Raw genomic sequence first — 26,414 nt, 5'->3', positions numbered from 1 at the left:
GGTCTTCGATAAGTTTCAAGTGTTCAAATAAGGACATGGATTAGGTTCAGTAGATTAACATGCCTGATCAGATCATGCCGATACGAAAAAGTTCCCTACTGTTAACAAAGTATGATCCCGCCCTGACTGTTGCTAGTTTCCGCTTGCGCCTCTAATACTTCCAACCACAAAGAATTAGGCACTTGCTCTAATTTAAATGGTGCCGAAAATGACTGTTCAAAGACACTGAATAAACTATCAGCGGCTAATCAAGATGGCGCTATTTTGATCGGTTTTGATTTACGTAAAATGAATAACAAAGATAAGCTCACTAAATACCTGGACCGTATTATATCAATTAATTTGAAAAATATAGAAAGTGGGAGAAGTTATGTTATTAATTTTAGTGGTAAAAACTTTGGATTGAAATCTGTAGAGCCTGGAGTTTATTGTTTAGATAAAGTAACAACTTATACGAATTTTTCTATTAGCCTTTGTGATATGAATGCCACTATTCCAGTCAATGCTGGAGAGATTAAAAATGCAGGTTATTGGCTTGCTGGAATCAATTATGATACGAATGAAGTCAAATTAAAGGTATTTGATAGAAACACAAAACATATAAATTTGTATGAAAATGCTACCCCATATTATGCTGACTTTGCTGAAAAATTATTAATAAGTCCATATTCTACAACTTTAGATTCAATTGAAGGTTATTGGTACACAGCAGAAGAAACCATAAAAACTTATTTATTTGATGAGAATGGAAGTTATTACAAAAGTAATGACCTGTATAATCAAGGCAATTTAACCTTAGGTGGAAATTGGTCTTGGGTAGATGGAGTTGGTAACGCTCGGTTAAAAAATAAGTATGGCTCTTTTAAAATGGTGGCGAAAAAAGATCAGCTAGTTGCAGTTTTTGAGAACATAAATGGACTTGGGACTCGCTGGGTCGCTTATCGGAACCCAGTTAGATTATGGGATCTGGAAAATAATGATGAGTCAGCGGTTGTTCAATATGATCGCAGTACTTTAGACAAAGTCGCAACGCAAACAAATAAAAGTATCTATATCGAAATAGAGTACAACTCATCAGAGCCGACACATATACCTAGAATTGGCAAAGTAGTCTTTATGAGACCTCATGAGCAGCACGTCGTAAAATCAAATATAACTTTAGAACAAGAAAATGAAATATTGAAGACGTTCTACAAATGGCGCTTTACAACAGAAGCCAAAAATCAAAAATTAACGATATGCATGATAACAGATGGATACCCAGCAGAGTGTTCGTCGTCTGATAACCAATCTATTATTTTTCAGTTAGGAAAAAAATACCCAATACATGGAATGGGATTCAAATAAATTCCCTAAACAAGAGAACAAAATGCTTTACCACGCTGTTTAACTCTCTTAAACGAGTGGTAAAGCTATAGAGTTATCGCCAGTGTAGGCTATTACGTCAACTCAGCATTGGTATAATCACCCAAAAACACCTACCGTACCAAACGCATCAGTTCATTAGCATCTAACACTGCAGGCTTTCTTTTAATGAGCTCACCTGTAGAGTTAAACAGAAAGACTTCAGTAGAATCGGCATTATGCTTCGCAATAAACGCCTCGCCCTCTGGCGTTGCCGTTCTAGCGAGTAAAAAGAACACATTATCACCAAGATGATCGCGCGCTTCATTCATTTGCTCTGTTTGGGTGATACTCGACACAAGGTTAGGATCGTAAACAAACACAACAGCAGGTTTCCCCGTACCTATCTGTTCAAGATCTGACGTAAATCCTTTAGGCATTTGCGTAACGAGTAGGCTAAACAGCAACACGATTAACGCAATGATACCAATTGCAATCCAGGGCATTTTTCGCCTAGTGTTTGAATTCGCTTTATCCATAATGATAGATCCCTCTTTTTACTAATAAATATAAAAGCCATAGTCTAAGCGACTAACCTGAGCACTAGATTAAAATAGATTAAATAAACATACACGTCAGCAGGTTATCTTTTAGTCTGCACTAACAAATCCTTTTATCCTTCTAAATAACCTGAGTTCTGAATAAATAAGATACGCCACAAAAAGTCTAACTTGCTATCCTATTGACTTACCAAGGTATTAATAACTATTTTCATGAAGAATTCAAGCAGCTACCCAAGGCTGTTTTCAATATTTAAGAGCCGATAACAAGTTTATTGACTGCGACTAAATCTTAGATAAAGCATCACCAAGCTTGCCATAATATGTCAGCGCAGTTACAGTTCACTATCACATTGTTTTACAGCAAATGGCTCAATTGATTTTTAGCGTATTTATTTGAAGGGTTACTATTTTTATGGAACAAATATTTGAAAAATTGATGTATGCATCCCGCTGGATCATGGCGCCGATTTATTTGGGATTAAGCTTAGTCTTGCTCGCCTTAGGCATAAAGTTCTTTCAAGAGATCTTTCACATCATCCCGATAATTTTCACAATGGCAGAAGTGGATCTCGTGCTCGTTACCCTGTCACTCATCGACATAACCTTAGTCGGTGGCCTGCTGATTATGGTGATGTTTTCAGGTTATGAAAACTTCGTGTCACAGCTTGATGTCGGCGAAAACAGCGAAAAACTCAGCTGGCTAGGCAAGATGGACTCGGGCTCACTTAAAAACAAAGTGGCCGCATCGATTGTCGCCATTTCATCAATTCATTTACTCAAAGTCTTTATGAATGCCGAAAACATCGAGAACGACAAAATAATGTGGTACCTACTCATCCACATCACATTCGTATTATCGGCCTTCGCCATGGGATATCTGGATAAGATTACCCGTAAGTAACCAGTCATCCCCAAACAAAAAGCCCTGATACATCGCTGCATCAGGGCTTGTACAATAGATAGTAGTTTTGCAGACAAACTTAGAGCAAAAGAGTATTTGTAGATACATTGGCTTTATCACTACAACTCAACAGTTTTAACTTCGGTTGCCATATCAAGATAGCGTTGGCACCTTGCCATGAGTTGCTGCCGATAATCAGCCACAAAGGTATGTTCATCTTTATCCAGCGCAGGAAGCATCGCAATCACATCATCTATAACTTGCTCTATTTTGGTTGCCATCTTTGTTAAATTACTGACTAATAATGCTCGTGGAAAATTCAGTTCTTCTGCGAACGAAGCCAGTTGATAAGCATATATACGATTAGAGTCGAACTCATCATCAATAGCCATTGCCATCTCTTGCTCGAAATCCTTATACATTGCCACATTAACTAAGTCATACCACGGAGTTGGTACCATACCTGTGGGAGTCATAAAAAATGAGTAATTTTTACCGTGAGCATCTGCATTACCGCTAAGTAAATTAAATAAAGCCCACTGCAGCATATCTTGTTTAGCGGCAGCCGGATTAATGCACTGGCTAGCAAGGCTAAACAAGCGTACAAAACTAACCCCTTCTCGAATATTTCTCACATCACGACCTGTACCAAAGTTGCGTTCATATTTTTTGCTAACACTAAAACCAAGCGCTTGGCAGCTATCAATCATGTGCCGCCTCAATACTTTTTGATGCTCTGGGATATAACGACGGTCAAAGCGTTCAACACAAAGTGATTTATGCTGACCAAAATTGATAATTTCAACATGGGCAACGTTGTTATCGATAGCTTTAGCCAAGCGCATTGTCACAAATTCGTTTATCACTAAATGACGGTATTGTGCAAACTTCAAAATATGTGTGGATGCAAGCGTGCCATCTCCAAAGCCAAAGATCTTACCGTCATAAAACAGGTTTAATTTAGACTGCACCCCTGCGACTGACAGCCTTGGCTTTCCATCCCACACTTCCATTGGCCATAACTGCGGATCTTCAATTCGCTTGACCACTTCATCAGCAATGACTTCCCTGAATATCGTTGAAGGTAGTAATGCACCCTTAGGCAGAAAAGCGATAGCTCCAGCGGTATCAAGGCCTATACCACGTATAAGCGCAAATGTGTTGCCGCGAGATACCCCTAGCGATTCAATTAAATATTCTAAGCCTTTATTTTCAGGTAATAGGTTGACTAAAAACATCGCAATTTGATGACTGTTAGCGGTTCCCTTTAAAGGGATCATTGGCGAAATAGGGAAACCACCTTGTTGCCAACTATGAGAGTATTGGACCGTGAATGTCTCAGTCGCTGGATCAAATGACAGCTCACCAATTATCTGATCGCCCAGATACATATCCAAAGTAAGTTTTTCAGCGGTACTCATCATTAGTACCACCCACTCGAATCAGCATCACTGGGCTGCGCCGCCAAAATGTTAATACCCAATCCATTAAGAATTTTGAACACAGTTGAGATATAAACATCTTCGCCTTTCTCAACACGGATTAAGGTCTTTTTAGTCACGCCACACAGCATCGCCGCCACATCTTGAGTCAGTGCCGCATTGTTTCTGGTTTCTTTAATGAGTAAGCCTAAAGATTGTTGATTAAGTGCAGATGCCATAACGTTAGTCCAAAGTGTACATTGCTACACTTTAGCCCTGAATGCCTGATATTTCAACAATGAAGTGTAACAATCTACACTTTATAGTGGTTTACTCTTTTGCTCCTACTAAAAGTGTAACTTTGTACACTTTTTAAATACCTAAACCATTAAATGAACCAAAAGTGTAAGTTGTTACACTATCGAATCGATTACGCCTTGCTTTTAAATTTAACACTGGCTTTTTTATCCATATAATAGATATTATGATATTGATTATTATCAAGTTATGAATGGATGCTGTTGATAAATGATTCTCAAGACTAAATCACTCCAAACGACCTCATCTCCACAGGCTATTGCGGGCCAAAAGCAAGAACAAGACGTGGCTTTCTTTTTACGCCGCGCATTTAAAGACAACCCTGAAGTGCTGGTTATCAACGACTTAAAATTCAGCTTTAATGATGAAACCGCTCAAATCGATCACTTGATCGTGTACACCTATGGCTTTGTGCTAATTGAATCAAAAAGCATTAAAGGTCACGTTAAAGTGAACAACCAGGGTGAATGGACGCGCAGCTATAACAGCCAGTGGGCTGGAATGCCCTCACCCATTAAGCAAGTAGAGCTGCAACAAGCCTTGTTAAAGGAAATGCTGAAACACCATAAGAGTGAAATATTAAGTAAGTTCCTCGGTATAAAGCAGCAAGGCTTCAATGGACGTTGTTGGCACTATTTATGTGCGGTATCCAGTAATGCTGTCATCGACAGAAAAACAATGCCCAAAGAGATTTCCGACAAGCTTTTCAAAACTGAATTTTTGGTCGATGAACTCAAAAGGATCATGGACCTTAAACACAAAATAATCCGCTTGATGAACGTGGCTGATACCCGTCCTGATTTCAACCAACAAGAACTCGATTCAATTGGCCAATTTCTTATTAGCCAACATATCGACTCAAATATTCAGCAAGCTAATCATGCTCAGGTGGAACGAAAGCAAACCCAAGCTATATCAGGCATACCACAGCTTGAGCCAAAGCTTGAACAACAAGAGCTTAAACCAGCATCTGCACCCACTTATCATCTAGCTCAATCTAATACTGCAATGCCTCAAGCTGTAGCCAGATTAGCACCAGAGCAACACCCGATACTAAGCTGTAAACATTGTGGCGAACCAACACAATACACACCAATGTATGGCAAATTCGGTTACTACATCAACTGCAACCAATGCAGTAAAAACACAGCAATGAAGCAAGCCTGCCCACATTGCATGAGTAGAAATACCAAAGTCACCAAGCGCAAAGAAACCTACACATTGAATTGTGTAGATTGTGGATTTGAAAAGCGAATTATTATTTAGATGGTATAAAAGTTTACTTTGTGATTACTTTTATGCACTGCCCACAAAGAATTTAGAAGCTTAATTTGAAATTACATTCTTCTATATTAAGCGATTACGATACTAAGTAGGTCATTTATGTATAAAATTGTCGATTCTACCCCTGATAAACACTTTAAATTACCTTATGAAGTTCATTTAACAGATATTGAGTTTTCAAACATAGAGCTTTTAAAATCAGAAATTTACAAATATTATAAGTTAGAGCAAGATTATGACTTAGCAAAACAGTCTGTAATTGATTTTAAAAGTGCGATGTACCGCGGTTGCCATGAGATTTCACTACATAATTTTGACGATGAGATTTATCGCTATGAAATTGTTAGTAAATTAAGTCTGCTTATTTTCAACTCATTAAACTTGTTAAAAAAATATCACGAAAATATTATCCAGTATGGCAAGAATGAAGAAATTAAATGTGATTTGCTCTCTGACATAACCAACAAAAAAAACACTTACGTTGATAGCATAACTACAATAAGAAAAAAGGAAATTGCAATAGGAGAGGCAATTAGAAACTACTGCCAACATGCTGCAATTCCAACTGAAAATTGTACATATGGTGGCGACCAAGATCGAACAACAAAGCAGTTTTTTGTTAAATTTTCACTTCGACTCCCCACATCAAAAATTCTAAAAGCTAAAATTCAGCGACGTAATAGAAAGATAATAGAATCTGAGGACAAAGCCATATACGATCTTCACGATGTAGTTGATTGTTATTTTGATGCCATTACTGATATACATTTCCAATCAAGAAAGATATTACTTCCATATATAAACCAAAATATTAACAAAGTAAGTAATTTGATAGAAAAATACACAATTGAATTTAAGGAGAATAATCACCTTAACCCAACGTTACAGGTCACAAAAAACAATGATGGGTTCTTTTTTATAACACTTGGTAGCTTACCTACTTTAATAAAATATCTATCTGCAAAAAATGATAGTACCCCTTGTTATAGTGCTAGAGTAGAGCGTCGCACATACTACTAATATGAGGTAGGTTAAAGAAGACGCTTTACCACGACGTTTAACTTTACACTTCAATAAATCAAACAAGTGAGCTATGGAGTACACTGGAAATTAACTTTTTTACTTATAGTTAAAACCATTAAATTCGATGATAATTATATTGATGAAGTGGCATCACTCAAAATTTTATTTAACGCTCTTAGATCACCTAAATATCCTTGAATGTTTGCATTTACCCATTCATCTTTCGAAATATCAGGCCAATTAACGCTCAAGTCAAAATAGAAAAAGAGCTCTTCAAAAAAGAACCTTTGTGCTCTTCCATTACCCTCTCTAAATGGGTGAATAATGTTCAGCTCACAAAAGATATCGGTGATTTCTGCAATTAGTTCATCTTTTGAATCGAATCGTTCCAATAACACGATTCGAGTGAATTGTTTGTTCGCTTCAGCCTCTATTCTTGAACAGGTACAAAAACGTGTACTTCCCTTAGCAATATCCACAGTTCTGACTTCGCCAGCCCAATGATAGACATCTTGAAACAATTGCATGTGCAAGCCCATGAGATGCTTTAAGTTGAAGTCTTGTATCGAAGTGATTGTTGAAGAGTATTCGCGGTATCGAGTCGCAGTAAATGCTAATTCGGCTTCCGCGAGGTTGTCATAATCCTGAATATTAAGCTTATTTTGAAGTACATCCGAAGCGGGGTAACAGTAAATGTCGTGACTTACACCATATTTATCGCGCATACTTCAGTTTCAAATCATCAATCGATTTTCCGGCATTTTCTTTCTTCATAGATAAACCTTCATAACGAGAGCTCATTTCAAAATTGCTCATTTTCGGTGTAAAAATTCGAGCGTTTTTCGGTGTTTTATCTTTTGTTGAATTTACCATTATACCCTCCGCGATAACGCTTATATTATAACCTAGTTCAGCTTATTCTTCTATATGACCCAGTCTTTATCAATGAGAATAACACCCTTCCCCATAATAACAAAAAGCCCCGATACCGTTAAGTATCGAGGCTTTAATCTATTCACCAAGAGCTCTTTTACAAGAAGTTTGACTTTAAGCTTTTAGGCTTGAAACAACACTTGATCTAATGCAGGAAAAATCAGCTTAGAGCAAGGCTTTTTGTCACGAAGCGTAGTGTTTTTCTATGTGAGTGGCAAAGTAACGCCGCTATAACTGATTTTAACCAGCTAGAAACAAAAAGCCCCGATACTGTTAGGTATCGAGGCTTTCTCAATTCTTTTACAAGAAGTTCAGCTTTAAGCTTTTAGGCTTGAAGCAACATTTGATCTAATGCAGGAAAAATCAGCTTAGAGCAAGGCTTTTTGTCACGAAGCGTAGTGTTTTTCTACGTGAGTGGCAAAGTAACGCCGCTATAACTGATTTTAACCAGTTAGATTATATAGCGCAGGATAAATCGTGTTAGAACAAGGCGCTTTACCACGACGTTTAGTTTTTCATAAACGAGTGGTGAAGCAACGCCGTAATCAACGTTTTAGACCAGCTAGATTACATCATGCCGCCCATACCGCCCATACCACCCATTCCGCCCATATCTGGCGCAGACTCTTGTGGTACTTCAGAAACCATTGCTTCTGTTGTGATCATTAAGCCTGCAATTGATGCTGCAAACTGTAATGCACTACGGGTTACTTTAGTTGGGTCTAGGATACCCATTTCTAACATATCGCCGTATGTGTCGTTGCCAGCGTTGTAACCGAAGTTACCTTCGCCGTTTTTAACAGTGTTAGCCACAACTGATGCTTCTTGACCTGCGTTAGTTGCGATTTGACGTAAAGGCGCTTCCATAGCACGTAGTGCGATTACCACACCGTGTTTTTGGTCTTCGTTAATCACTTCAACGTCTTTAATTTTGCTTGCTACGCGAACAAGGGCTACACCACCACCGGCTACCACACCTTCTTCTACTGCTGCGCGAGTTGCATGTAATGCATCTTCTACGCGGGCTTTTTTCTCTTTCATTTCAACTTCAGTTGCTGCGCCAACTTTGATTACTGCAACACCGCCAGCGAGTTTAGCCATACGCTCTTGAAGTTTTTCTTTGTCGTAGTCAGATGTCGACTCTTCAACTTGTTGTTTAATTTGAGAAACGCGTGCTGCAATTTGCACTTGGTCGCCGTTACCATCGATGATGGTGGTGTTATCTTTAGTAATGATAACGCGCTTAGCGGTACCTAAATCTTCTAGGGTAGCTTTTTCAAGTTCTAGGCCGATTTCTTCAGCGATAACAGTACCGCCAGTTAGAATTGCCACGTCTTGTAACATTGCTTTACGACGGTCGCCAAAACCAGGTGCTTTAACTGCAGCCACTTTAACGATGCCGCGCATGTTGTTTACAACTAGCGTTGCTAATGCTTCACCTTCAACGTCTTCTGCAACCATAAGCAATGGCTTACCGGTTTTCGCTAGACCTTCAAGGATTGGCAATAATTCACGGATGTTAGACACTTTTTTGTCGACTAACAAAATGAATGGGCTGTCTAGTTCAACGCTGCCAGTTTCTGGCTTGTTGATGAAGTATGGTGATAAGTAACCACGGTCAAACTGCATACCTTCGACAACGTCTAATTCGTTTTCAAGCGCTTGGCCTTCTTCAACGGTGATAACGCCTTCTTTACCAACTTTTTCCATTGCAGTAGCAATGATTTCGCCGATTGATTCATCAGAGTTAGCAGAAATTGTACCGACTTGAGCAATGGCTTTAGTATCTGAACACTCTTGAGAAAGAAGTTTAAGCTCTGCAACGGCTGCGATAACCGCTTTGTCGATACCGCGCTTAAGATCCATTGGGTTCATACCCGCCGCAACTGCTTTTAGGCCTTCAACAACAATAGCTTGTGCTAATACAGTTGCAGTAGTGGTACCGTCACCGGCTGCATCGTTGGCTTTAGAAGCAACTTCTTTCACCATTTGTGCGCCCATGTTTTCGAACTTGTCTGTAAGTTCGATTTCTTTGGCTACTGACACACCGTCTTTGGTGATAAGTGGCGAACCAAAGCTTTTATCTAAAACAACATTACGACCTTTAGGGCCTAAGGTAACTTTAACTGCGTTGGCTAGGATGTTAACGCCTGCAAGCATTTTTACTCGTGCGTCATTACCAAATAAGACTTCTTTTGCTGCCATTTTTTGATGTTCCTTTAAATTTAATGATTAATTGGAAAGTCGATTGATGCGTGAGGCTTAGCCTACTACTGCCATCAGGTCAGCTTCTGACAGGATTAAGACTTCTTCACCGTCAATTTTTTCTTTCTTAACGCCGTAACCTTCATTGAAGATCACCACGTCGCCCACTTTAACGTCAAGTGGAGTAACTGTGCCGTTTTCTGAAATACGACCATTGCCTACGGCAAGAATTTTACCGCGAGTTGATTTCTCTGCAGCGCTGCCTGTCAGCACGATACCGCCTGCAGATTTAGATTCAACTTCTAAACGTTTAACGATAACGCGGTCATGTAATGGACGAATATTCATCTATGAACTCTCCTAATGATGTGATGCCCAAAAAGCGAGGCTATTGACTAACAAATAAGGGTTTTCCCCTTGATGCATGTGATATGGGGGTGATTGATCACAGATCCAAGGGGATTTCTAAAAAAAACTACACTTTTTTTAAGTCTGTTTTATTAAAGTGCGACCAATCCTGATAGAATTCGACACCTTTAAAACCCCAAACACTAGAGAATAGATGAAAGACAGACACGGGTTGCTCAGCGCGCCTATTGGTCGTGTACTATTTAATATGACCTTGCCAAACCTGATTGGAATTATGACCATTCTGGGTGGCAGTCTGGTAGACATCTTTTTTATCAGCCAGTTGGGGACCGAAGCCTTAGCGGCGGTAAGCTTTACCTTTCCGGTTACCTTAGTGATTTCAAGCATTGGTATTGGCATCGGTGCGGGGGTTTCGACCAACCTTGGCCGCTTAATTGGCTCTGGCCATGCGCCCGAATCTAAGGTGTTTTTGTTTGACGCCTTGTGCATGACCTTATTGATTATTTGGGGTTTATCGATTCTCGGTTGTGTCTTTATTGAACCCATTTTCAGCCTACTCGGCGCCAACGAAGCCAGCTTACCGTTAATTAATGACTATATGTGGTACTGGTATTTAGGCGCACCTGCACTAGTGTTGTTGATGGTGGGTAATCAAGGGTTACGTGCCACAGGCGACACTCGCTCCCCAGCAAAAATTATGATGTTGGCTGCTGTAGTGAATTTAATTCTCGATCCGCTGCTTATTTTTGGTATTGGGCCATTTCCGCGCTTAGAAATACAAGGTGCCGCCATTGCCACCACGTTGTCATGGGTTGTGGCAATGTTGTTAGCCGGTTATTTGATTGTGATTAAACGCAAGCTGGTTGAATTTGCCAGCTTTGATATTGGCCGCTTTATTTTGCACTGGAAAGCCCTGGCACACATTGCGCGCCCTGCCGCGTTAATGAATGTGATTAACCCGATTGCCAACGGCATTATTATGGCCATGCTGGCGCGCATTGATCATGCCGGTGTTGCTGCATTTGGGGCGGGGATCCGCCTAGAGTCGGTGTTATTGATTGTGGTGATGGCCTTATCGTCAAGCTTAATGCCGTTTATTGCGCAAAATTTAGGTGCAGACCAACCAGAGCGTGCCAAAAAAGCCTTATTGATGTCGCTACAATTTGTGTTTGTGTTTCAAACCTTGTTATTTATTCCGCTGTATTTTAACGCCACAGCCATTGCCCAGCTGTTTACCAACGACCCGTTAGTAATTGATTGGTTGAGTTTTTATGTGATGGTGCTGCCAGCAGCGTATGGTCCGTTAGGTATTGTGATTATTTTTGCGACCAGTTTAAATGCTTATCACAGACCACTGAGCTCACTGGTGATTAACCTGTGTCGATTAGTGTTAATTATGCTGCCATTAGCGGCGCTAGGTGCCTATATTGGTGGGGTTAAAGGGATTTTACTGGCTCTACCCATCACCAATACGTTAATGGGTATTGCATGTTATTACCTTGCGACACAAATAAGCGAACCCGAACACATTAAGCACAGTGTGCCATGTGCCGATAAAACCAATGGTTCAACTATTGATCAGCGTTATGATAACGACCATGACAGCAACTCTGAGCGCAATAAAGAGCTGCTGCACACCAATACTAACCCCTCAGATTAATTCGACATTAACCTTATACCCAGCGCTTGCCTTTAGCGGGCGTCAGTGAGTTAATACCCTTTATTACTATCTTCAACATTCAGCCGTATTATCATGAAAAAATCCCTCTATGCCGCATTATTGTCGGCCATTATTTGCCCTGGCAGTGGTCAGGTTTGGTTAGGTAAAAAGTGGTTAGGCTGGGGGTTTATTAGTGTCAGTTTACTGTGTGTGATGGTATTGATGAATCATATTATTAGCCGCGCGCAAGTGATTGCAGAGCAGATTTTGGCCGGCAATATCGGCAACGATTTAAGTACTATTTACGCCGAGGTGTCTAAAGCGGCGCTCGACACCCAATCGACCGACTTGTCTGCCATCACCTGGATTTTTATTGCTAACTGGGCGATCAGTATTGCCACTGCATTTTGGTTAGGTGCCAAACAAGATAAGCAATTACAAACAAAAACAGCCGACTAAATAATGTTTAGCCGGCTGTTTTTACTGTGATGAAGGGTTATTTTTTGTCATCTTTTGGGTCTAGCGGCTCAACATCAATAATGTCATCGTCACTTTTGTTTTGCTCAATGTGATGGCTGCGCGGTTGCTCATCTTTACGCTCAAAATCGCCATCAAAAGTATTGCCGTTTTGATCAAATGGGTTTTGTCCACCAAAAGGCCCTGATTGACCAAATGGGCTTTGTCCTGGGCCAAAACCACCTTTAAAGCCACCGTTGGCTACCACACGAAGTTGCATGCGCTTGTATAAAAACGCCGCAATGGGGGCTCGGGTAAATGGGGTTAATAAAATTAAGCCAATAAAATCGGTCACAAAACCAGGAATAAGTAACAATACCCCTGCCGCGGCTAACATCATGCCCTCAACAATTTCTTGCCCTGGCGCTTCGCCACGCGCCAGCTTTTGCTGCACGCTCATTAAGGTGCTTAGCCCCTGACTGCGAACAAGCGACACCCCAACAACGGCGGTAAATAACACTAAGCCGACTGTGGTCCAGGAGCCAATTGAACTGGCCACTTCTATTAGCACATTAAGCTCAACAACCGGAATAAGTACAAATACTAACAATAAAATGAAAAACATATTGGCCTCTAATCATCGCTTTTTGTTACAGTTTGCGACGTGTAATACATAACGTAGCGACGTATAAGTAATAAAGTGGCGACCTAAAAAAATTCTGCCGATGAAACTTAAATGGGGGTTATCGGGTCTGTTTTCAAGACAGCTCACGAATATCACCTCAGTTTAGTGAAAATTCAGCTAAATAAGCGTAATGTGATGACGCTTTTAGTATAACGCCTTTAACTTAAGTAAACTTTAAGATTATATATGTATAAACCCAAGCAACTCGTGATTTTAACCACGTGCCCAGACGCCGAAACAGCGAAGATGATTGCCGCTACACTCGTTGAAAAACAATTGGCTGCTTGTGTGCAAATAGGCCAAACCGTTGAGTCTGTATACTGCTGGGATAATGAGATTTGTCAGTCGCAAGAGGTGCCATTGCAAATAAAATGTATGGCAGATCAGTACCATGCCATTGAGCAACTTGTGATCCAAATGCACCCTTATGAAGTACCTGAATTCATTGCCACTCCGATTATCGGTGGTTTTGGCCCTTATCTACAATGGATAGAAGACAACTCACAATCATGAAAAAACTCGTCGTATTCTGCCTTACATCATTGTTATTGATGTCATCAATCATCCTCTCGCCAATGGTACACAGTGCCAATGCTGCGAGTAACGCATTTAGCTTTTTAAGCAATGAGCCTAAGCTCATGCCAGTGAACGAGGCTTTTGCGTTTGATTACGAGCAACAAGGTAATCAACTCAAAATCAGCTTTGTGATTGCCGACGGATATTATTTGTATCGCGATAAGCTGCAGTTTTCTGCAAACGGCGCGGTCATTGGGGATATTGAGCTCCCTCGGGGCAAAAACCATAACGACGAATATTTTGGCGACCAGGAAGTGTATTACTCGTTTGTAGAGATCCCTGTAGGGTTAAAACAAGCTGATGCAGATGCGCTATTTCACGTCACGTTTATGGGCTGTGCAGAAGGCACATTATGTTATCCGCCAACCAAAAACGAGGTTAAATTAACCGCTGTTGAAGCCAATGACGGTAACATTATCACCAAGAAAGTCATCGGCGCGCCAGTAACAACACAATCTGAAGCAGCCACAGATACGGCAAAAGCACCGATAACCCAACAAGACAACTTAAGCCAAATGCTGCAAAACGACAGCCTACTGTGGACCTTAGCTATCTTCTTTGGTTTAGGCATTGGTTTAGCGTTAACGCCTTGTGTGTTCCCGATGTACCCTATTTTGTCGGGCATTATTGTTGGTCAGGGCAGAAAATTGTCTACGGGTAAGGCATTTACCTTGTCGATGGCATACGTACAAGGCATGGCCATTACTTATTCGTTATTAGGTTTAGTGGTGGCCTCTGCCGGACTTAAGTTTCAGGCGGCGCTGCAACACCCTGCTATTTTGATTTTTCTGGCGGTGATGTTTGTGCTGCTGAGCTTATCAATGTTTGGCATGTACGATTTAAAACTGCCGTCTAAATGGCAAGAAAAAATGAATTCGATGTCGAACAACCAAAAAGGGGGCAACCTGATTGGCGTGTTCTTAATGGGTATTATCTCTGGTTTAGTCGCCTCTCCTTGTACTACGGCACCACTATCTGGTGCGTTGATTTACGTGGCGCAGTCTGGCGACTTAGTCCAAGGCTTTTTAGCCCTGTATGTATTGAGTATGGGCATGGGTGTACCGTTATTGATTATTGGTACTTCTGGCGGCAAAATTTTACCTCGCGCAGGTGCGTGGATGGACATCATTAAAACCGTATTTGGCTTCTTACTGATTTCGGTGTCGATTGTGATGGTAGGGCGTATTTGGCCAGGCCTAGTCTCAGACCTATTGTGGTCGATATGGGGCGTGGCGCTAACCGGCTACTTAATGCACCAGAACAAACTCAGTGAGTTTAATTGGAAACAAACCACCCGTGGCGTATTACTATTACTGACATTGTTAGCCAGTTTCTCGTATGGTTTCCAGGCACTGATGACAGCTTTTGGCCACGAGACACCAAGCATTACTCAAGCGGGTATTGAGGGCAAAGGCAAAACCGAAGCCAATCACTTTATTCGTATTAAGTCACTTGCAGATTTAGAGGTCGAGCTCGATAAAGCCAGCATTAGCGGTAAAACCGTGATGCTCGATTTATATGCAGACTGGTGTGTTGCCTGCAAAGAATTTGAGGCGATTACCTTTAAAGATAAAGAGGTGGCGCAGCGCCTGGATCAAATGATTTTACTGCAAGCCGACGTTACCGCCAGTGATGATGTTGATATTGAATTACTTGAGCATTATGGCGTGCTGGGGTTACCTACGTTATTGATGTTTAACCAAGACGGCGAACAACGTGAAGACTTACGCGTAACCGGGTTTATGGGCCCTAAAGATTTTGCTGCTCATTTAGACCTGTTATTAAAATAACGTAAAATATTTTCTATTTAAAAACAGCATCTTTAATGACTAAAGATGCTGTTTTTTGCATTTACGACATTAAAGTCATCGAAAGTTTAACTTTTTCTTATACAATGTGGTTTTATATTCTTCATTCAAGGAGTGTTATGGAACCCGCTATTCTTATTATCACCTTATTGTGCGGCATGCTGGTGAGTCGAGTCGGTTTACCACCACTCATTGGATATCTTGCCGCGGGCTTCGTATTATTCACATTTGGAATTGAAGACAGTAGTTTGCCTATTTTGCAGCAACTCGCTGATTTGGGTGTCACCCTGCTGTTATTTTCAATTGGCCTTAAACTCGATATTAAAAGTTTATTTAAAGCCGAAGTTTGGGCAGGTTCAAGCCTACATTTAATTGGTTCGATTATCTTTTTTGTCCCAGTACTCAAATTACTTGGCTTTTTAGGCATAGAACAACTCGACGGATTTTCAATAAATCAGCTGATGTTAGTGTCATTCGCCCTGAGCTTTTCAAGCACGGTATTTGCGGTAAAAGTGCTTGAAGACAGCGGTGATATGCAGTCGCTTTATGGCCGTGTCGCTATTGGTATCTTGATTATGCAAGATATCTTTGCGGTGATATTTTTAACCATTTCTAAAGGTAATATCCCATCAGTTTGGGCCTTTGGCTTATTGTTATTGCCGCTTGCTCGCCCGTTAATTTATAAAGTTTTCGACCGGGTTGGTCACGGTGAAATGCTAGTGCTCTTTGGCCTAGTGATGGCGTTAGTTGTGGGAGCATGGCTATTTGAGGCTGTCGGCTTAAAACCCGATTTAGGCGCGCTGATTATCGGTATTTTACTGGCAGGACATGCTAAATCATCTGAGCTCGCCAAGTCGATTTACTTCTTTAAAGAACTCTTTTTAGTCGCATTTTTCTTAACCATTGGTTTAAATGGTTTGCCCACCCTGGCCGATATTGGCTTAGCCGCCATTTTGGTTGCGCTAGTGCCAGTGAAAATTGTGATGTTTTTATACCTACTCACTCGCTTTAAATTGCGTTCGCGCACCTCGTTGCTGGCCTCGTTTAACTTAGGCAACTACAGTGAATTTGGCTTAATTGTTGCGGCAGTGGCGGCCCATAAAGGTTGGTTACCACCAGAATGGCTGATCATTATTGCGGTGGCATTAAGTATTAGCTTTTTATTTGCTGCGCCACTTAATAATAGCGTCAGCAACATTTACCAACGTTATCAGTCGCGCCTGAGTAAGCTTGAACGCCATCCGTTACACCCTGAAGACAGACAAATTCGCATTGGTAACCCACGCTTTTTGATTTTAGGTATGGGCCGAATTGGATCGGGTGCTTACGATGAGCTGCGTGCTAAATATACCGGTGAGATTTTAGGGATTGAACACAAACAAGAATTAGTAGATTTTCACCGCAGTGAAGGCCGTAACGTTGTGCAAGGTGATGCCAGCGATACCGACTTTTGGGAAAAACTTGAACGCGCGCCGCATTTAGAGTTGGTACTACTGGCAATGCCACATCATGTGGGTAATTTATTTGCAGTAGAACAACTGCAAAAAATGAACTACGAAGGCAAGATTAGCGCCATTGTGCAATATGCTGAAGATGGTGAAGCACTGAAAGAGTCTGGAGTGCATACTGTGTATAACTTGTATGAGGCTGCAGGTGCCGGTTTTGTCGACCATGTGATCCATGAGTTATTGGATTCACCACCAGAAATCGTACCTGAATATGCCGCCGCTACTCCGGTTGAAAATGAAGTCGAAAATGTGGCTGAAGTAGACGACGCTGTGACTGAAGCTCAACCGGTTAAGTCGCCATCATAAAACTAATCAAGCTTCATTCAAGATAACTAAACGCCTGCAGATTACTGTAGGCGTTTTTGTTTGCGACACAGTATTTTCAATTTTGCTTCAGATAAGAAAATCTCAGTTACACGCACTGTAAAGTCATGCTATAACTCAAGGGTTCTTGTCACTTTTTTGTTGGATTTTTTGAAGTATGTCAAACCCTGCTCAACGCGCGACTAAATTATTTGTTCAAACATTCGGAACCAAGCCTGATGAGTTATATCAAGCGCCCGGCCGAGTGAATATTATGGGCGAACATACCGATTATAATGAAGGGCTTGCGCTGCCCGCAGCGATTAACTTTCATACTGTGATTGCCGTTAAACACCGTGACGATAATTTATTCCGCGCTGTGACGACTGCGTTTCCAGGGCAAATAGAACAATGGCGATTTGGTGAAGAAGGCTCTGTCGCAGCGGGTGATGATTGGACACATTACCTAAAAAGTGTCACGGCAGCGATGAATCAATCAGGCTTACAAGCCAAAGGGTTAGATTTAGCCATTGTAGGCGATGTGCCACTTGGCGCTGGGCTGTCGTCCTCTGCTGCACTAGAAATTGCCTTTGGTACTGCCATTAGTTATGCCAGCCAATTGCATTTATCGCCGTTAGCCATTGCCCAATTAGCCCAACGCGGCGAAAGCCAATTTATGTGTTTAGACTGCGGCATGATGGATCAGATGATCAGCGCAATGGCCGAACCCGACCACGCGTTATTAATTGATTGCTTAGAGCTTGAGAGTGAACCAGTGTTATTGCCTGAAGAGCTCAGTATGATTATTATCGACTTAAAACAAGGCCGACAGGCATTTGTACAACAATTTGAACAACGTAAAAAAGAGTGTAGCCACATTACTCAACTGCTAGGGCTCGACTCATTACGTGACTCATCATTAAGTTTATTAAGCCAAAGCAAAGACCTGCTCACAGATGAACAATTCCGCCGAGCCCGTCATATCATTACTGAAAATCAACGCACCAGTAATGCCGCTCGCGCTTTACAACAAAACAATATTGCCCGCTTTAGTCAGTTAATGGCTCAGTCACAAGCTTCAATGCGAGATGACTTTGAGATCATCACCCCAGAAATAGACACCCTGGTCATCCTGATTGCAACACTGATTGGTGAGCAAGGCGGTGTGCGCATGAGTGATGGCTGTGTACTGGCGTTAGTGAATCATGACTTAAGCGACGATGTGATTAATTTAGTTGAAAATCAATTCTTTACTAAAACAGGAATTGAAGCAACCATACACTTATGCTCAGCCAGTGGCGGTGCAGGACGCATCCGTTAAATTAACCAGAAGAGAGAGGCGTAAATGGTACGTTTTAGTGTGCTTGAACCTTGGCAAGATCCCCGTGGTGGTGAGATTGAGCGGGTTAGAATTGATAATGGCATCATCGCACTTGAGGTATTAAGTCTAGGCGGCATCATTCGATCATTATGGACACCCGATCGCAATGGCGAACGTAAAAATATTGTTTTAGGCTGCGATAACGCAGAAGACTATTTAACCCAACAAGTGCATTTAGGTGCTGTGGCCGGACGTTACAGTAATCGCATTGCTAATGGTGCCATGGAATATCAAGGCCAACGCTACTCACTCAGTGTCAATCAAGCTACTAATTGTTTACACGGTGGCGCAGAAGGCTTTAACCGTAAATTGTGGCAACTCGGCACCTTGAGTGACGGGGTGCGGCTAACCTTAAAAAGCCCTGACGGCGACATGGGCTTTCCAGGCAATTGCACTGTACAGTTAGACTACCGTTTGGTGGGCAATAATTTATACGTAGAAATGCTGGCCAGCACAGACAAAGCCTGCCCAATTAGCTTAACTCAACACAGTTACTTTAATTTAGACGGCAACCGCAGCAACACCAATGCCGAACATACGTTGCAAGTAGACGCCAAAACCTACCTCACAATGAATGATGTTGGCGTGCCAACCGCTATCGAATCGACTCAAGGCAGCGATTTAGACATGGCCGTAGCCACGCCAATGTCAGTGCAAACTCAACGAGCAGCATTAGCCGCTACAAAAGGCTTTGATCACTGTTATGTGCTTGATAACCCTGGCGCTGACTTACAACGTTTTGGCTGTTTAGCCAGCCCAAATAGCGGCCGCAACATGACGGTTTACACTAACCAACCAGGTGTACAAGTGTACGGTGCTAACTTTTTACAAGGCACTATCGCGAAAAAGCAACGGGTATTAGTTGATCATCAAGCTGTGTGTATTGAACCGCAAATGTTACCCGACTCACCTAACCAGCCCCATTTACCAGGCGCTAGCAATGTGTGGGTAACACCAGAGAGCGTCTACCACCATATCACTCGTTATCAGTTCGATGCCAAGTAATCCGCCGGTAAAGCCCACCTTTAATGCTGAAGATATTGGCCAAATTGCAGTCGGGGCTTTTGCCCTGTCTGTGCCAATTGCGTTTTCGGAAGAAGCGTGGCGACTATCGGCGAGTTTACCGACGTTAAACTTAGTGCTTGTGGTGTTTTTGTCGTTGGCGTTTATCACGATTTTTGCATATCAGAGTGTATTTCAAGGTAATATTGTTAAACGAAGACGGGCATTTTTATTGCGGGTGGTGGCAGCGTATTTGTTGACGTTATTAGTGGTAGGCATAGTGTTACTCGCGCTTAATAAGCTCCCCTTAATGACCGAGCCTATTTTAGCGTTAAAGCGGATTATTTTAATCGCGATGCCCGCATCGATGGGCGCGATTATTGTCGACAGTTTTGATAAAGAATAATCAACCTGAGTCAAACTAACGGTTAACACAAAAACTAGCACAAAAACAAACGGCATAAAGAATCACCCTTCTTTATGCCGTTTTGATAACCCGATGCACCACGACTAGACAAAATGTTGTTAAATAACATCACCTTGTCTACGCGATTAATCGTCTAGGTTATCACCCATTTCGTCGTAACTGTCGTCATCATCGTCATCGTCGTCATCAAAGTCAGGTATATCATCATCTGAACCGACTGCTTCATCTGGCTCAGCCACAGGTTTGGCTTTGCGAGGTGGCGCCGTATCTGGCACTTTTGACAAGTCTATCCGTGATTGGTGCTTTAACATAAACTCAGCACGTGCAGCTTTCCATGCATCCCCAAACTCGGCCATAGCCGCTTTGGTTTGTTCGTCATCTAAGTCGTGTAGATTAACTTTAACGATGTCTTCTACAAATTCAACAATCGTATTACGCACAGTGTGGAACATGTAAACGCGCCCTGGAGACGCTTGTGGTAATTGGCCATCATAAACGACGATAGTGTTACCTTTCGACGTTCTTAATTCACCAACCCAAAGTTTTTTTGCTGTGTTATACATATATGCTAACGCCCTTAAATCAACACATATACTAAAAATGATGCAGTGTAATGAGTGAAAACACCCTCAATTTGCACCACGATTATCTCTTCTGTATTTACGTGGGTATTTAAACAGAATATTTCTGAGAATCAATGCCTAAAACGATGAATTTTTCGCGTAATTGCATAAAAATGCCCATCTTAGAAAAATTTGCCTGGATAAAGACCATTACCACTATTAAAAAAGGGGTCTTTAACCTGTCTATCTATACGATTGAATTGCGACCGATAGTTCACAACCTCAATTGAACCTCACTCCACTGACTTACAACTATGTGACATTGTCAGTTACATTAGACGCTCTTTATAAACATCGATAACAGGACAATAGCTTAAATCAAACAGCCTTCAAGTTTTTTGTCGAAAAACTTTATCGGCATCGCATTATCTGTATAAAGAGCCGAGATTGTTATTCACCTCAATTTAAAGCTGGCAGCACCAAAGCCTAATTTGAGGTGCGAAGGTTTAAGCCAGTAAATCTAACACAATCTTACCTTTATGCTTACCTGACTCCATTAACTGATGTGCCTGTACCACTTGCGAAAAAGGAAACACGCTGTCAATTGGAATGCTCATAGCACCACTGTTTAATAACGGCCATACATACTCTGCCAAGCCTTGCGCAATTTGTGCTTTATTGGCGACACTTTGTGGCCGCAGTGTTGACCCGGTCCACACCACACGTTTTGCCATAATACGAAAGATATCGATAGTCGCTTGCGGGCCGCGCTGCATTGCCACTGACACCATACGTCCATCGGTGGCTATCGCTTTGAGGTTTTCATTGATAAAGTCACCACCGGCAATGTCCATAATCACATTCACGCCGACACCCTGGGTAGCCGCTAAAATAGGCTCCACAAATGGCTCTTCGTTGTAATTAATCGCCATACTGGCACCTTGTTCTAAACAGTATTGGCATTTTTCGGCATTGCCAGAGGTAGCAAACACTTTTGCTCCTAAACGGCTTGCCATCTGAATAGCAGTAGTACCGATGCCGCCAGAACCGCCATGGATCAGTAAGGTTTCACCCGTTTTTAATCCACCGCGAATAAACAAGTTACCCCACACAGTAAAGAACGTTTCAGGCAACCCTGCCGCTTGCACATAACTGTAACCCGTCGGGATAGGTAAGCAATGGGCTGCGTAAGTGTTCACTAACTCGGCATAGCCACCGCCGGGGACTAAAGCACACACTTTATCGCCCACTTGCCACTGTGTTACATCCTCCGCTACCGAGACGATTTCACCCGCAACCTCTAAACCAATAATAGGGCTCGCCCCAGCTGGCGGCGGATAAGCTCCTACGCGCTGCTTAATGTCTGGGCCATTAACTCCGGCGGCGTACACTTTAATGGTCACCTGGCCTGCTAATGGTAACTCGAGTATTGACTGCGTCATGGTCATCACGCTGGGTTCGCCGGGTTGTTCAACAGTCACATGGGTAAATTGTCTATTTGCTGTCGCCATAAAATTCTATCTCGGTTGATTGTTATCAAAAAGTAACCAGCATTGAAAGCCTGTTATCGTTGCCCGGTGCTTGTTTACATAATGGGCACATACGTTAGAAAAACCTAAAGTAGTTTCTTTTTTAATCAAAAATTCATTGCCAATATTAGCTAAACCATTACTATAGGCGCCCGCTAAAATCATGGAGCACAATCATTGTTTAAATACCTGATGATACTACTGTCGCTAATCAGTATTGATGCTCATGCTGAGCCGATCCGTATTGCATCAGATATTTGGTGTCCCTATATTTGTGAAAATGAAACGGGTTACGTTGTAGAACTCACAAAACGCGCTTTTGAAATTCAAGGGCAAACGACTGTGTTTGTCACCATTCCTTATAAACGCGCCTTGCTTGAGTTGCAACGAAATAATATTGATGCCGTATTGGCATTAACGCCTGGCGCAATTGCCGACAATCAGCTCATCGACGCGGGTGTCGTCATCGGCTATAACAGCAATGATTTTTATACCCTTATTGGTAAAGACGAGTCGTTTGAAACCATTGCCGATCTGAACCAAACTTCACAAGCTGCGGCAGTCAGTGGCTACGACTATGGCGTTGAACTTGACGCCTGGCTAAACGCTCATCCAAATACCTACTTTGCCTCGGGTAACGATCCGTTAGCGATGAATATCATTCGACTGATAAAAGGTCGACACTCGGTCATTGTCGACAACAAAAATGTCATTGAGTACACCGCAAGTCAATTAAACTTAAGTCAACACTTGCGCTATGCCGGCACCATTGGCCTGCCTGTTCCTTTGCATGTGGGCTTTAGTCAGAAAAATCAAGCAAATGCGACCATTTTTGCTAACGGCATTAAAATGTTAAAAGCAAATGGTGAGTATCAAGAGATTATCAATAAATACAAAATCTTACCTGGCACCACAACAAATAAAGCGCGACATAAGCGCTTACAAAAGTTTCTGCCTGTCATCAATAAGTAATACCTCACGGTTTATGCTTTAAAGTGCAAACTTTAGTAACATTATTTCTCTGTATATTCATTACAACTTAGTTACACTCTGCCCATAAAAAATACAATAAATCATTATTTTGGCAATATTGGCACTGGCTCGCTGGCGTCAAAGGAGTGTTTATGCGCGTGTATCGTCAACTGTTAATCTTGGTCATAACCAGTTCAGCAATGTTTACCAGTTCAGCTTCAGAAATCGTCCAAAGTAAGGGCCACTTTGTCGATAAGTTTCGTCAACTTGAAGAAAGCCTACCCACCGCAAATGATTACCGTAATGCAGCAGGCGAGCCAGGAAAAGACTATTGGCAGCAGCAAGTTGACTACAAAATTAATGTCACACTAGATGAAGAAAAGCGTCGTCTTGAAGGTGAGCAAGTGATTACTTATCACAATAACTCCCCGTACACGCTTAAATATTTATGGTTACAGCTAGAGCAAAACCGCTTTAAATCTGACTCTATTGCTGAACGAAGCGATGCATTTTATGGGGTTGATGGTAGTGTGAGCGCCTCTAACACTTATGGTGATAATGCATTTGCAAAAATTAGTCTGCAAGATTTACGGCGACAACAGTTTTTAGCCGATAACAACTTGGGTTACCAAATTTTAGCAGTGACTGACGCCAGCAAAAAACCACTCAAGTACACTATCGTTGGCGCTCAAATGCGAGTCGACTTACCCACAGCTTTAAAGCAAAACAAATCCACTCAATTACGCATTAACTACGGCTACAATATTTTAGAAGAAGACGCCGTTGGGGCTCGCTCGGGTTATGAACACTTTCCTGACGATGAGCGAGAAGGTGGCAATGACATCTTTTTATTAGCCCAATGGTTTCCACGAGTCGCTAGCTATTCTGACTACGAAGCGTGGCACAACAAAGAGTTTTTAGGCAGTGGTGAGTTTACCCTCGAGTTTGGTAATTACGATGTCAGTATGACTGTACCGAGCGACCATATCGTCACAGCCACAGGCGTATTACAAAACAGCAAAAACGTACTTTCAGCTACACAGCTTAAGCGTTTAGAAAAAGCAAAAACCGCTGAAAAGCCAGTGTTTATAGTCTCGGAAGATGAAGCTCTCGCCAATGAATCGAGTACGGCTAAAGGCACTAAAACATGGCACTTTAAAGCTGACAATGTTCGCGACTTTGCTTGGGCATCATCGCGTAAATTTATATGGGATGCACAAGGTTATCAGCAAAAAGACAGCCAAAACCCTCACGTAATGGCAATGTCTTTTTACCCAAAAGAAGGTGGCGAGCTGTGGCAGCGATATTCAACGGCCTCGGTGATCCATACACTTAAGGTTTATTCGCGTTTTACCTTCGACTATCCCTATCCTGCAGCCATTAGTGTTAATGGACCTGTTGGCGGCATGGAATACCCAATGATCAGCTTTAATGGCCCGCGCACCATTTGGCACGACGATGAAAGCCGCACCTATACCTTGTCTGAAAAACAATTCTTAATTGGCGTAGTTATTCACGAAGTCGGCCATAACTACTTCCCGATGATTGTTAATTCAGACGAGCGCCAATGGACCTGGATGGACGAAGGTATAAACAGCTTTTTAGACGGTATTGCTACCCGCGAATGGGACCCAGATTTACCCTGGGGGCGTGAGCCAAGTGACGTCACCGAATACATGAAGTCAAACGTGCAAGTGCCTATTATGACCCAGTCAGACAGTGTGTTGCAGCTTGGGCCAAATGCTTATATTAAACCTGCTGTAGCATTAAATATTTTACGGGAAGTGATATTAGGCCGTGAATTATTTGACTTTGCATTTCAAGAATACAGCCACCGCTGGATGAACAAACGCCCAACACCAAGTGATTTTTTCCGCACCATGGAAGAAGCTTCTGGAGTTGATTTAGATTGGTTTTTCCGTGGCTGGTTTTACACCACTGACCATGTTGATATCTCACTCGACCGCATTTATAAACTGCGCCTGGACACCAATAATCCAGACATTGATTTTGAGCGCCGTCGTCAAGACTATCAAGCTAAACCCATGCCTTATTCGGTGGAGCGCAATCAACAAAGTGACCAAAAAACCTGGGTTGAACTGAACTCCGACAACCTTGATTATCATGACCAACATGATCAATTTAGCGTTACCAATAAAGAGCGAAATAAGTACAACAAAAAACACGCTGAGCTCGACCCGTGGGAGCAACAAGTACTGGCACGAGCGCTAAAAGAAGATAAAAACTACTACGTGTTTAACTTTGCTAATCTTGGTGGTCTCGTGATGCCTATCCTGCTCGAGCTAACCTTCGAGAATGGCAACACTGAATCGTTAGTGTTGCCAGCTGAAATTTGGCGTCGTTCACCATCACAGGTCAGTAAGCTCATTGTGACCGATAAAGACAATATTCTGGTCTCTGCTGTGATTGACCGCCGTGGTGAAACAGCCGACGTCGATATTGAAAACAACTATTATCCGCGGCAAATTATCCCTTCACGTATCGAGGCCTTTAAAGAAGAGGAACGTAAAGGCAATCAGTATCGCGATATTATGCATGACAATAAAGAAGCGTTGGAAGAGCCTGAGATTAAGGCGAAAAAGAAATGATGCGTCCATTAATCAGCCTAGTATTAATCAGCATGGTGAGTTTAGCTTTGCTTGCGGGTAAAGCCTTTGGCCACCAGCAAAAAGAAGCCTACACCAGTATTGTGTTTAATCAGCGCAGCGGCATGCTAGAAATTCAGCATCGTTTTTATCTACACGATGCTGAACATGCCGCCCAACAAGTGATCGATAAAAACACGGATTTGATCAGCGATCCGGTTGGACGCGATGCCTTTGCCTATTACGCTATTTCAACCTTTGCCATGCAAGATCAACAACAGCAACCGCTCACACTGACTTATGTTGGCACCGAGTTGGAAGGTAAGTATTTGTGGGTGTATCAAGAAACCCCGATAACGGCAGACATGGATGGTTTTTACCTTAAAATGACTGCACTACAAGAGTTGTGGTCAGAACAAACCAACCACATCAATGTAGAGCGCAATAAGCGCGTCACCTCGGCAAGGCTACACATTGCTGACTCGTGGCACTACATTGAAGTGGCTAAACCGGCCAAGTAACTAAATCTATTCAATAGATAGCACTTCTGCGCTGTGAATCGTTATTACAGCCCCTA

General features: G+C 42.1%; 25 protein-coding genes. 15 read left to right on the top strand and 10 right to left on the bottom strand.

Features of this window, described 5'->3' with window-relative positions:
- Positions 1-264: 264 nt before the first annotated feature.
- Positions 265-1,347, top strand: a complete 1,083-nt coding sequence (locus tag GQA99_RS09545; RefSeq protein WP_160053657.1) for a hypothetical protein — start codon at positions 265-267, stop codon at positions 1,345-1,347.
- A 131-nt stretch (positions 1,348-1,478) separates the two neighbouring features.
- Here the strand turns inward: GQA99_RS09545 and GQA99_RS09540 are convergent, their stop codons facing one another.
- A complete protein-coding gene (locus tag GQA99_RS09540) occupies positions 1,479-1,883 on the bottom strand; it encodes a hypothetical protein (protein ID WP_160053656.1) in 405 nt (134 codons plus the stop codon).
- Between the two features lie 436 nt (positions 1,884-2,319).
- Between GQA99_RS09540 and GQA99_RS09535 the strand changes: the two genes are divergently transcribed.
- The gene (locus GQA99_RS09535) at positions 2,320-2,808 is read left to right on the top strand and encodes a TIGR00645 family protein (RefSeq protein WP_160053655.1); all 489 of its coding nucleotides are present in this window, start codon (positions 2,320-2,322) and stop codon (positions 2,806-2,808) included.
- Between the two features lie 119 nt (positions 2,809-2,927).
- Here GQA99_RS09535 and GQA99_RS09530 read toward each other — a convergent pair whose 3' ends face one another.
- Both GQA99_RS09530 and GQA99_RS09525 read right to left on the bottom strand, forming a co-directional pair.
- Complete coding sequence (locus GQA99_RS09530) at positions 2,928-4,229, bottom strand: HipA domain-containing protein (protein ID WP_160053664.1); 1,302 nt, start codon at positions 4,227-4,229, stop codon at positions 2,928-2,930.
- 2 nt (positions 4,230-4,231) lie between these two features.
- Positions 4,232-4,468, bottom strand: a complete 237-nt coding sequence (locus GQA99_RS09525) for a helix-turn-helix transcriptional regulator (protein WP_160053654.1) — start codon at positions 4,466-4,468, stop codon at positions 4,232-4,234.
- 289 nt (positions 4,469-4,757) lie between these two features.
- On the opposite strand from GQA99_RS09525, the gene GQA99_RS09520 reads away from it, so the two are divergent.
- Both GQA99_RS09520 and GQA99_RS09515 read left to right on the top strand, forming a co-directional pair.
- Positions 4,758-5,813: a nuclease-related domain-containing protein gene (locus GQA99_RS09520; RefSeq protein WP_160053653.1), complete on the top strand. Its 1,056-nt coding sequence runs from the start codon at positions 4,758-4,760 to the stop codon at positions 5,811-5,813.
- A 117-nt stretch (positions 5,814-5,930) separates the two neighbouring features.
- The gene (locus tag GQA99_RS09515; RefSeq protein ID WP_160053652.1) at positions 5,931-6,851 is read left to right on the top strand and encodes a hypothetical protein; all 921 of its coding nucleotides are present in this window, start codon (positions 5,931-5,933) and stop codon (positions 6,849-6,851) included.
- Positions 6,852-6,985: 134 nt separating this feature from the next.
- On the opposite strand, the gene GQA99_RS09510 is transcribed toward GQA99_RS09515, so the two are convergent.
- The 4 genes from GQA99_RS09510 to GQA99_RS09500 all read right to left on the bottom strand — a co-directional run bounded on the left by GQA99_RS09510 (position 6,986) and on the right by GQA99_RS09500 (position 10,340).
- A complete protein-coding gene (locus GQA99_RS09510; protein WP_160053651.1) occupies positions 6,986-7,579 on the bottom strand; it encodes a Fic/DOC family protein in 594 nt (197 codons plus the stop codon).
- Entirely contained in the window at positions 7,569-7,727 is a 159-nt protein-coding gene (locus tag GQA99_RS20585; RefSeq protein ID WP_170293523.1) for a hypothetical protein, read from the bottom strand. The genes GQA99_RS09510 and GQA99_RS20585 overlap by 11 nt, the downstream gene beginning before the upstream one ends.
- 627 nt (positions 7,728-8,354) lie before the next feature.
- Positions 8,355-9,992, bottom strand: coding sequence for a chaperonin GroEL (gene groL, locus GQA99_RS09505; RefSeq protein ID WP_160053650.1), 1,638 nt, complete (start codon positions 9,990-9,992; stop codon positions 8,355-8,357).
- Positions 9,993-10,049: 57 nt separating this feature from the next.
- Positions 10,050-10,340 (bottom strand): co-chaperone GroES, encoded by a 291-nt coding sequence (locus GQA99_RS09500; RefSeq protein WP_011639076.1) that lies wholly within the window; start codon positions 10,338-10,340, stop codon positions 10,050-10,052.
- 214 nt (positions 10,341-10,554) lie between these two features.
- Between GQA99_RS09500 and GQA99_RS09495 the strand changes: the two genes are divergently transcribed.
- Together GQA99_RS09495 and GQA99_RS09490 are read left to right on the top strand one after the other, a co-directional pair.
- A complete protein-coding gene (locus GQA99_RS09495; protein WP_229785857.1) occupies positions 10,555-12,021 on the top strand; it encodes an MATE family efflux transporter in 1,467 nt (488 codons plus the stop codon).
- Positions 12,022-12,114: 93 nt separating this feature from the next.
- A complete protein-coding gene (locus GQA99_RS09490; RefSeq protein ID WP_160053649.1) occupies positions 12,115-12,480 on the top strand; it encodes a hypothetical protein in 366 nt (121 codons plus the stop codon).
- Between the two features lie 37 nt (positions 12,481-12,517).
- On the opposite strand, the gene GQA99_RS09485 is transcribed toward GQA99_RS09490, so the two are convergent.
- Positions 12,518-13,102 carry an FxsA family protein gene (locus GQA99_RS09485; protein WP_160053648.1) on the bottom strand — a complete coding sequence of 195 codons (585 nt, stop codon included), beginning with the start codon at positions 13,100-13,102 and terminating at the stop codon, positions 12,518-12,520.
- A gap of 246 nt (positions 13,103-13,348) precedes the next feature.
- Between GQA99_RS09485 and cutA the strand changes: the two genes are divergently transcribed.
- The 6 genes from cutA (at position 13,349) to GQA99_RS09455 (ending at position 20,146) form a co-directional block, all read left to right on the top strand.
- Positions 13,349-13,675: a divalent-cation tolerance protein CutA gene (gene cutA / locus GQA99_RS09480; protein ID WP_160053647.1), complete on the top strand. Its 327-nt coding sequence runs from the start codon at positions 13,349-13,351 to the stop codon at positions 13,673-13,675.
- Positions 13,672-15,528, top strand: coding sequence for a protein-disulfide reductase DsbD (locus tag GQA99_RS09475; RefSeq protein ID WP_160053646.1), 1,857 nt, complete (start codon positions 13,672-13,674; stop codon positions 15,526-15,528). The genes cutA and GQA99_RS09475 overlap by 4 nt, the downstream gene beginning before the upstream one ends.
- 137 nt (positions 15,529-15,665) lie before the next feature.
- A complete protein-coding gene (locus GQA99_RS09470; protein ID WP_229785858.1) occupies positions 15,666-17,360 on the top strand; it encodes a cation:proton antiporter domain-containing protein in 1,695 nt (564 codons plus the stop codon).
- Between the two features lie 175 nt (positions 17,361-17,535).
- Complete coding sequence (gene galK / locus GQA99_RS09465) at positions 17,536-18,678, top strand: galactokinase (RefSeq protein WP_160053645.1); 1,143 nt, start codon at positions 17,536-17,538, stop codon at positions 18,676-18,678.
- 24 nt (positions 18,679-18,702) lie between these two features.
- Entirely contained in the window at positions 18,703-19,743 is a 1,041-nt protein-coding gene (locus GQA99_RS09460) for an aldose epimerase family protein (RefSeq protein WP_160053644.1), read from the top strand.
- Positions 19,733-20,146 carry a DUF2391 family protein gene (locus tag GQA99_RS09455; protein WP_160053643.1) on the top strand — a complete coding sequence of 138 codons (414 nt, stop codon included), beginning with the start codon at positions 19,733-19,735 and terminating at the stop codon, positions 20,144-20,146. Before GQA99_RS09460 ends, GQA99_RS09455 begins: the two co-directional genes overlap by 11 nt.
- Positions 20,147-20,292: 146 nt before the next feature.
- Here GQA99_RS09455 and GQA99_RS09450 read toward each other — a convergent pair whose 3' ends face one another.
- A complete protein-coding gene (locus tag GQA99_RS09450) occupies positions 20,293-20,730 on the bottom strand; it encodes a hypothetical protein (RefSeq protein ID WP_160053642.1) in 438 nt (145 codons plus the stop codon).
- A 506-nt stretch (positions 20,731-21,236) separates the two neighbouring features.
- Positions 21,237-22,241 (bottom strand): NAD(P)H-quinone oxidoreductase, encoded by a 1,005-nt coding sequence (locus GQA99_RS09445; protein WP_160053641.1) that lies wholly within the window; start codon positions 22,239-22,241, stop codon positions 21,237-21,239.
- Between the two features lie 195 nt (positions 22,242-22,436).
- Between GQA99_RS09445 and GQA99_RS09440 the strand changes: the two genes are divergently transcribed.
- The 3 genes from GQA99_RS09440 to GQA99_RS09430 all read left to right on the top strand — a co-directional run bounded on the left by GQA99_RS09440 (position 22,437) and on the right by GQA99_RS09430 (position 26,358).
- The gene (locus tag GQA99_RS09440) at positions 22,437-23,231 is read left to right on the top strand and encodes a substrate-binding periplasmic protein (RefSeq protein ID WP_160053640.1); all 795 of its coding nucleotides are present in this window, start codon (positions 22,437-22,439) and stop codon (positions 23,229-23,231) included.
- A gap of 152 nt (positions 23,232-23,383) precedes the next feature.
- Positions 23,384-25,840 carry a M1 family metallopeptidase gene (locus tag GQA99_RS09435; protein WP_160053639.1) on the top strand — a complete coding sequence of 819 codons (2,457 nt, stop codon included), beginning with the start codon at positions 23,384-23,386 and terminating at the stop codon, positions 25,838-25,840.
- Positions 25,837-26,358, top strand: a complete 522-nt coding sequence (locus tag GQA99_RS09430) for a DUF6702 family protein (protein ID WP_160053638.1) — start codon at positions 25,837-25,839, stop codon at positions 26,356-26,358. Before GQA99_RS09435 ends, GQA99_RS09430 begins: the two co-directional genes overlap by 4 nt.
- Positions 26,359-26,414: the final 56 nt, after the last annotated feature.

Origin of the sequence: Shewanella litoralis (assembly GCF_009828585.1) — a bacterium.
GTDB classification, from domain to species: Bacteria; Pseudomonadota; Gammaproteobacteria; order Enterobacterales; family Shewanellaceae; genus Shewanella; species Shewanella litoralis.
This window is presented reverse-complemented; position numbering and strand designations above follow the sequence as displayed.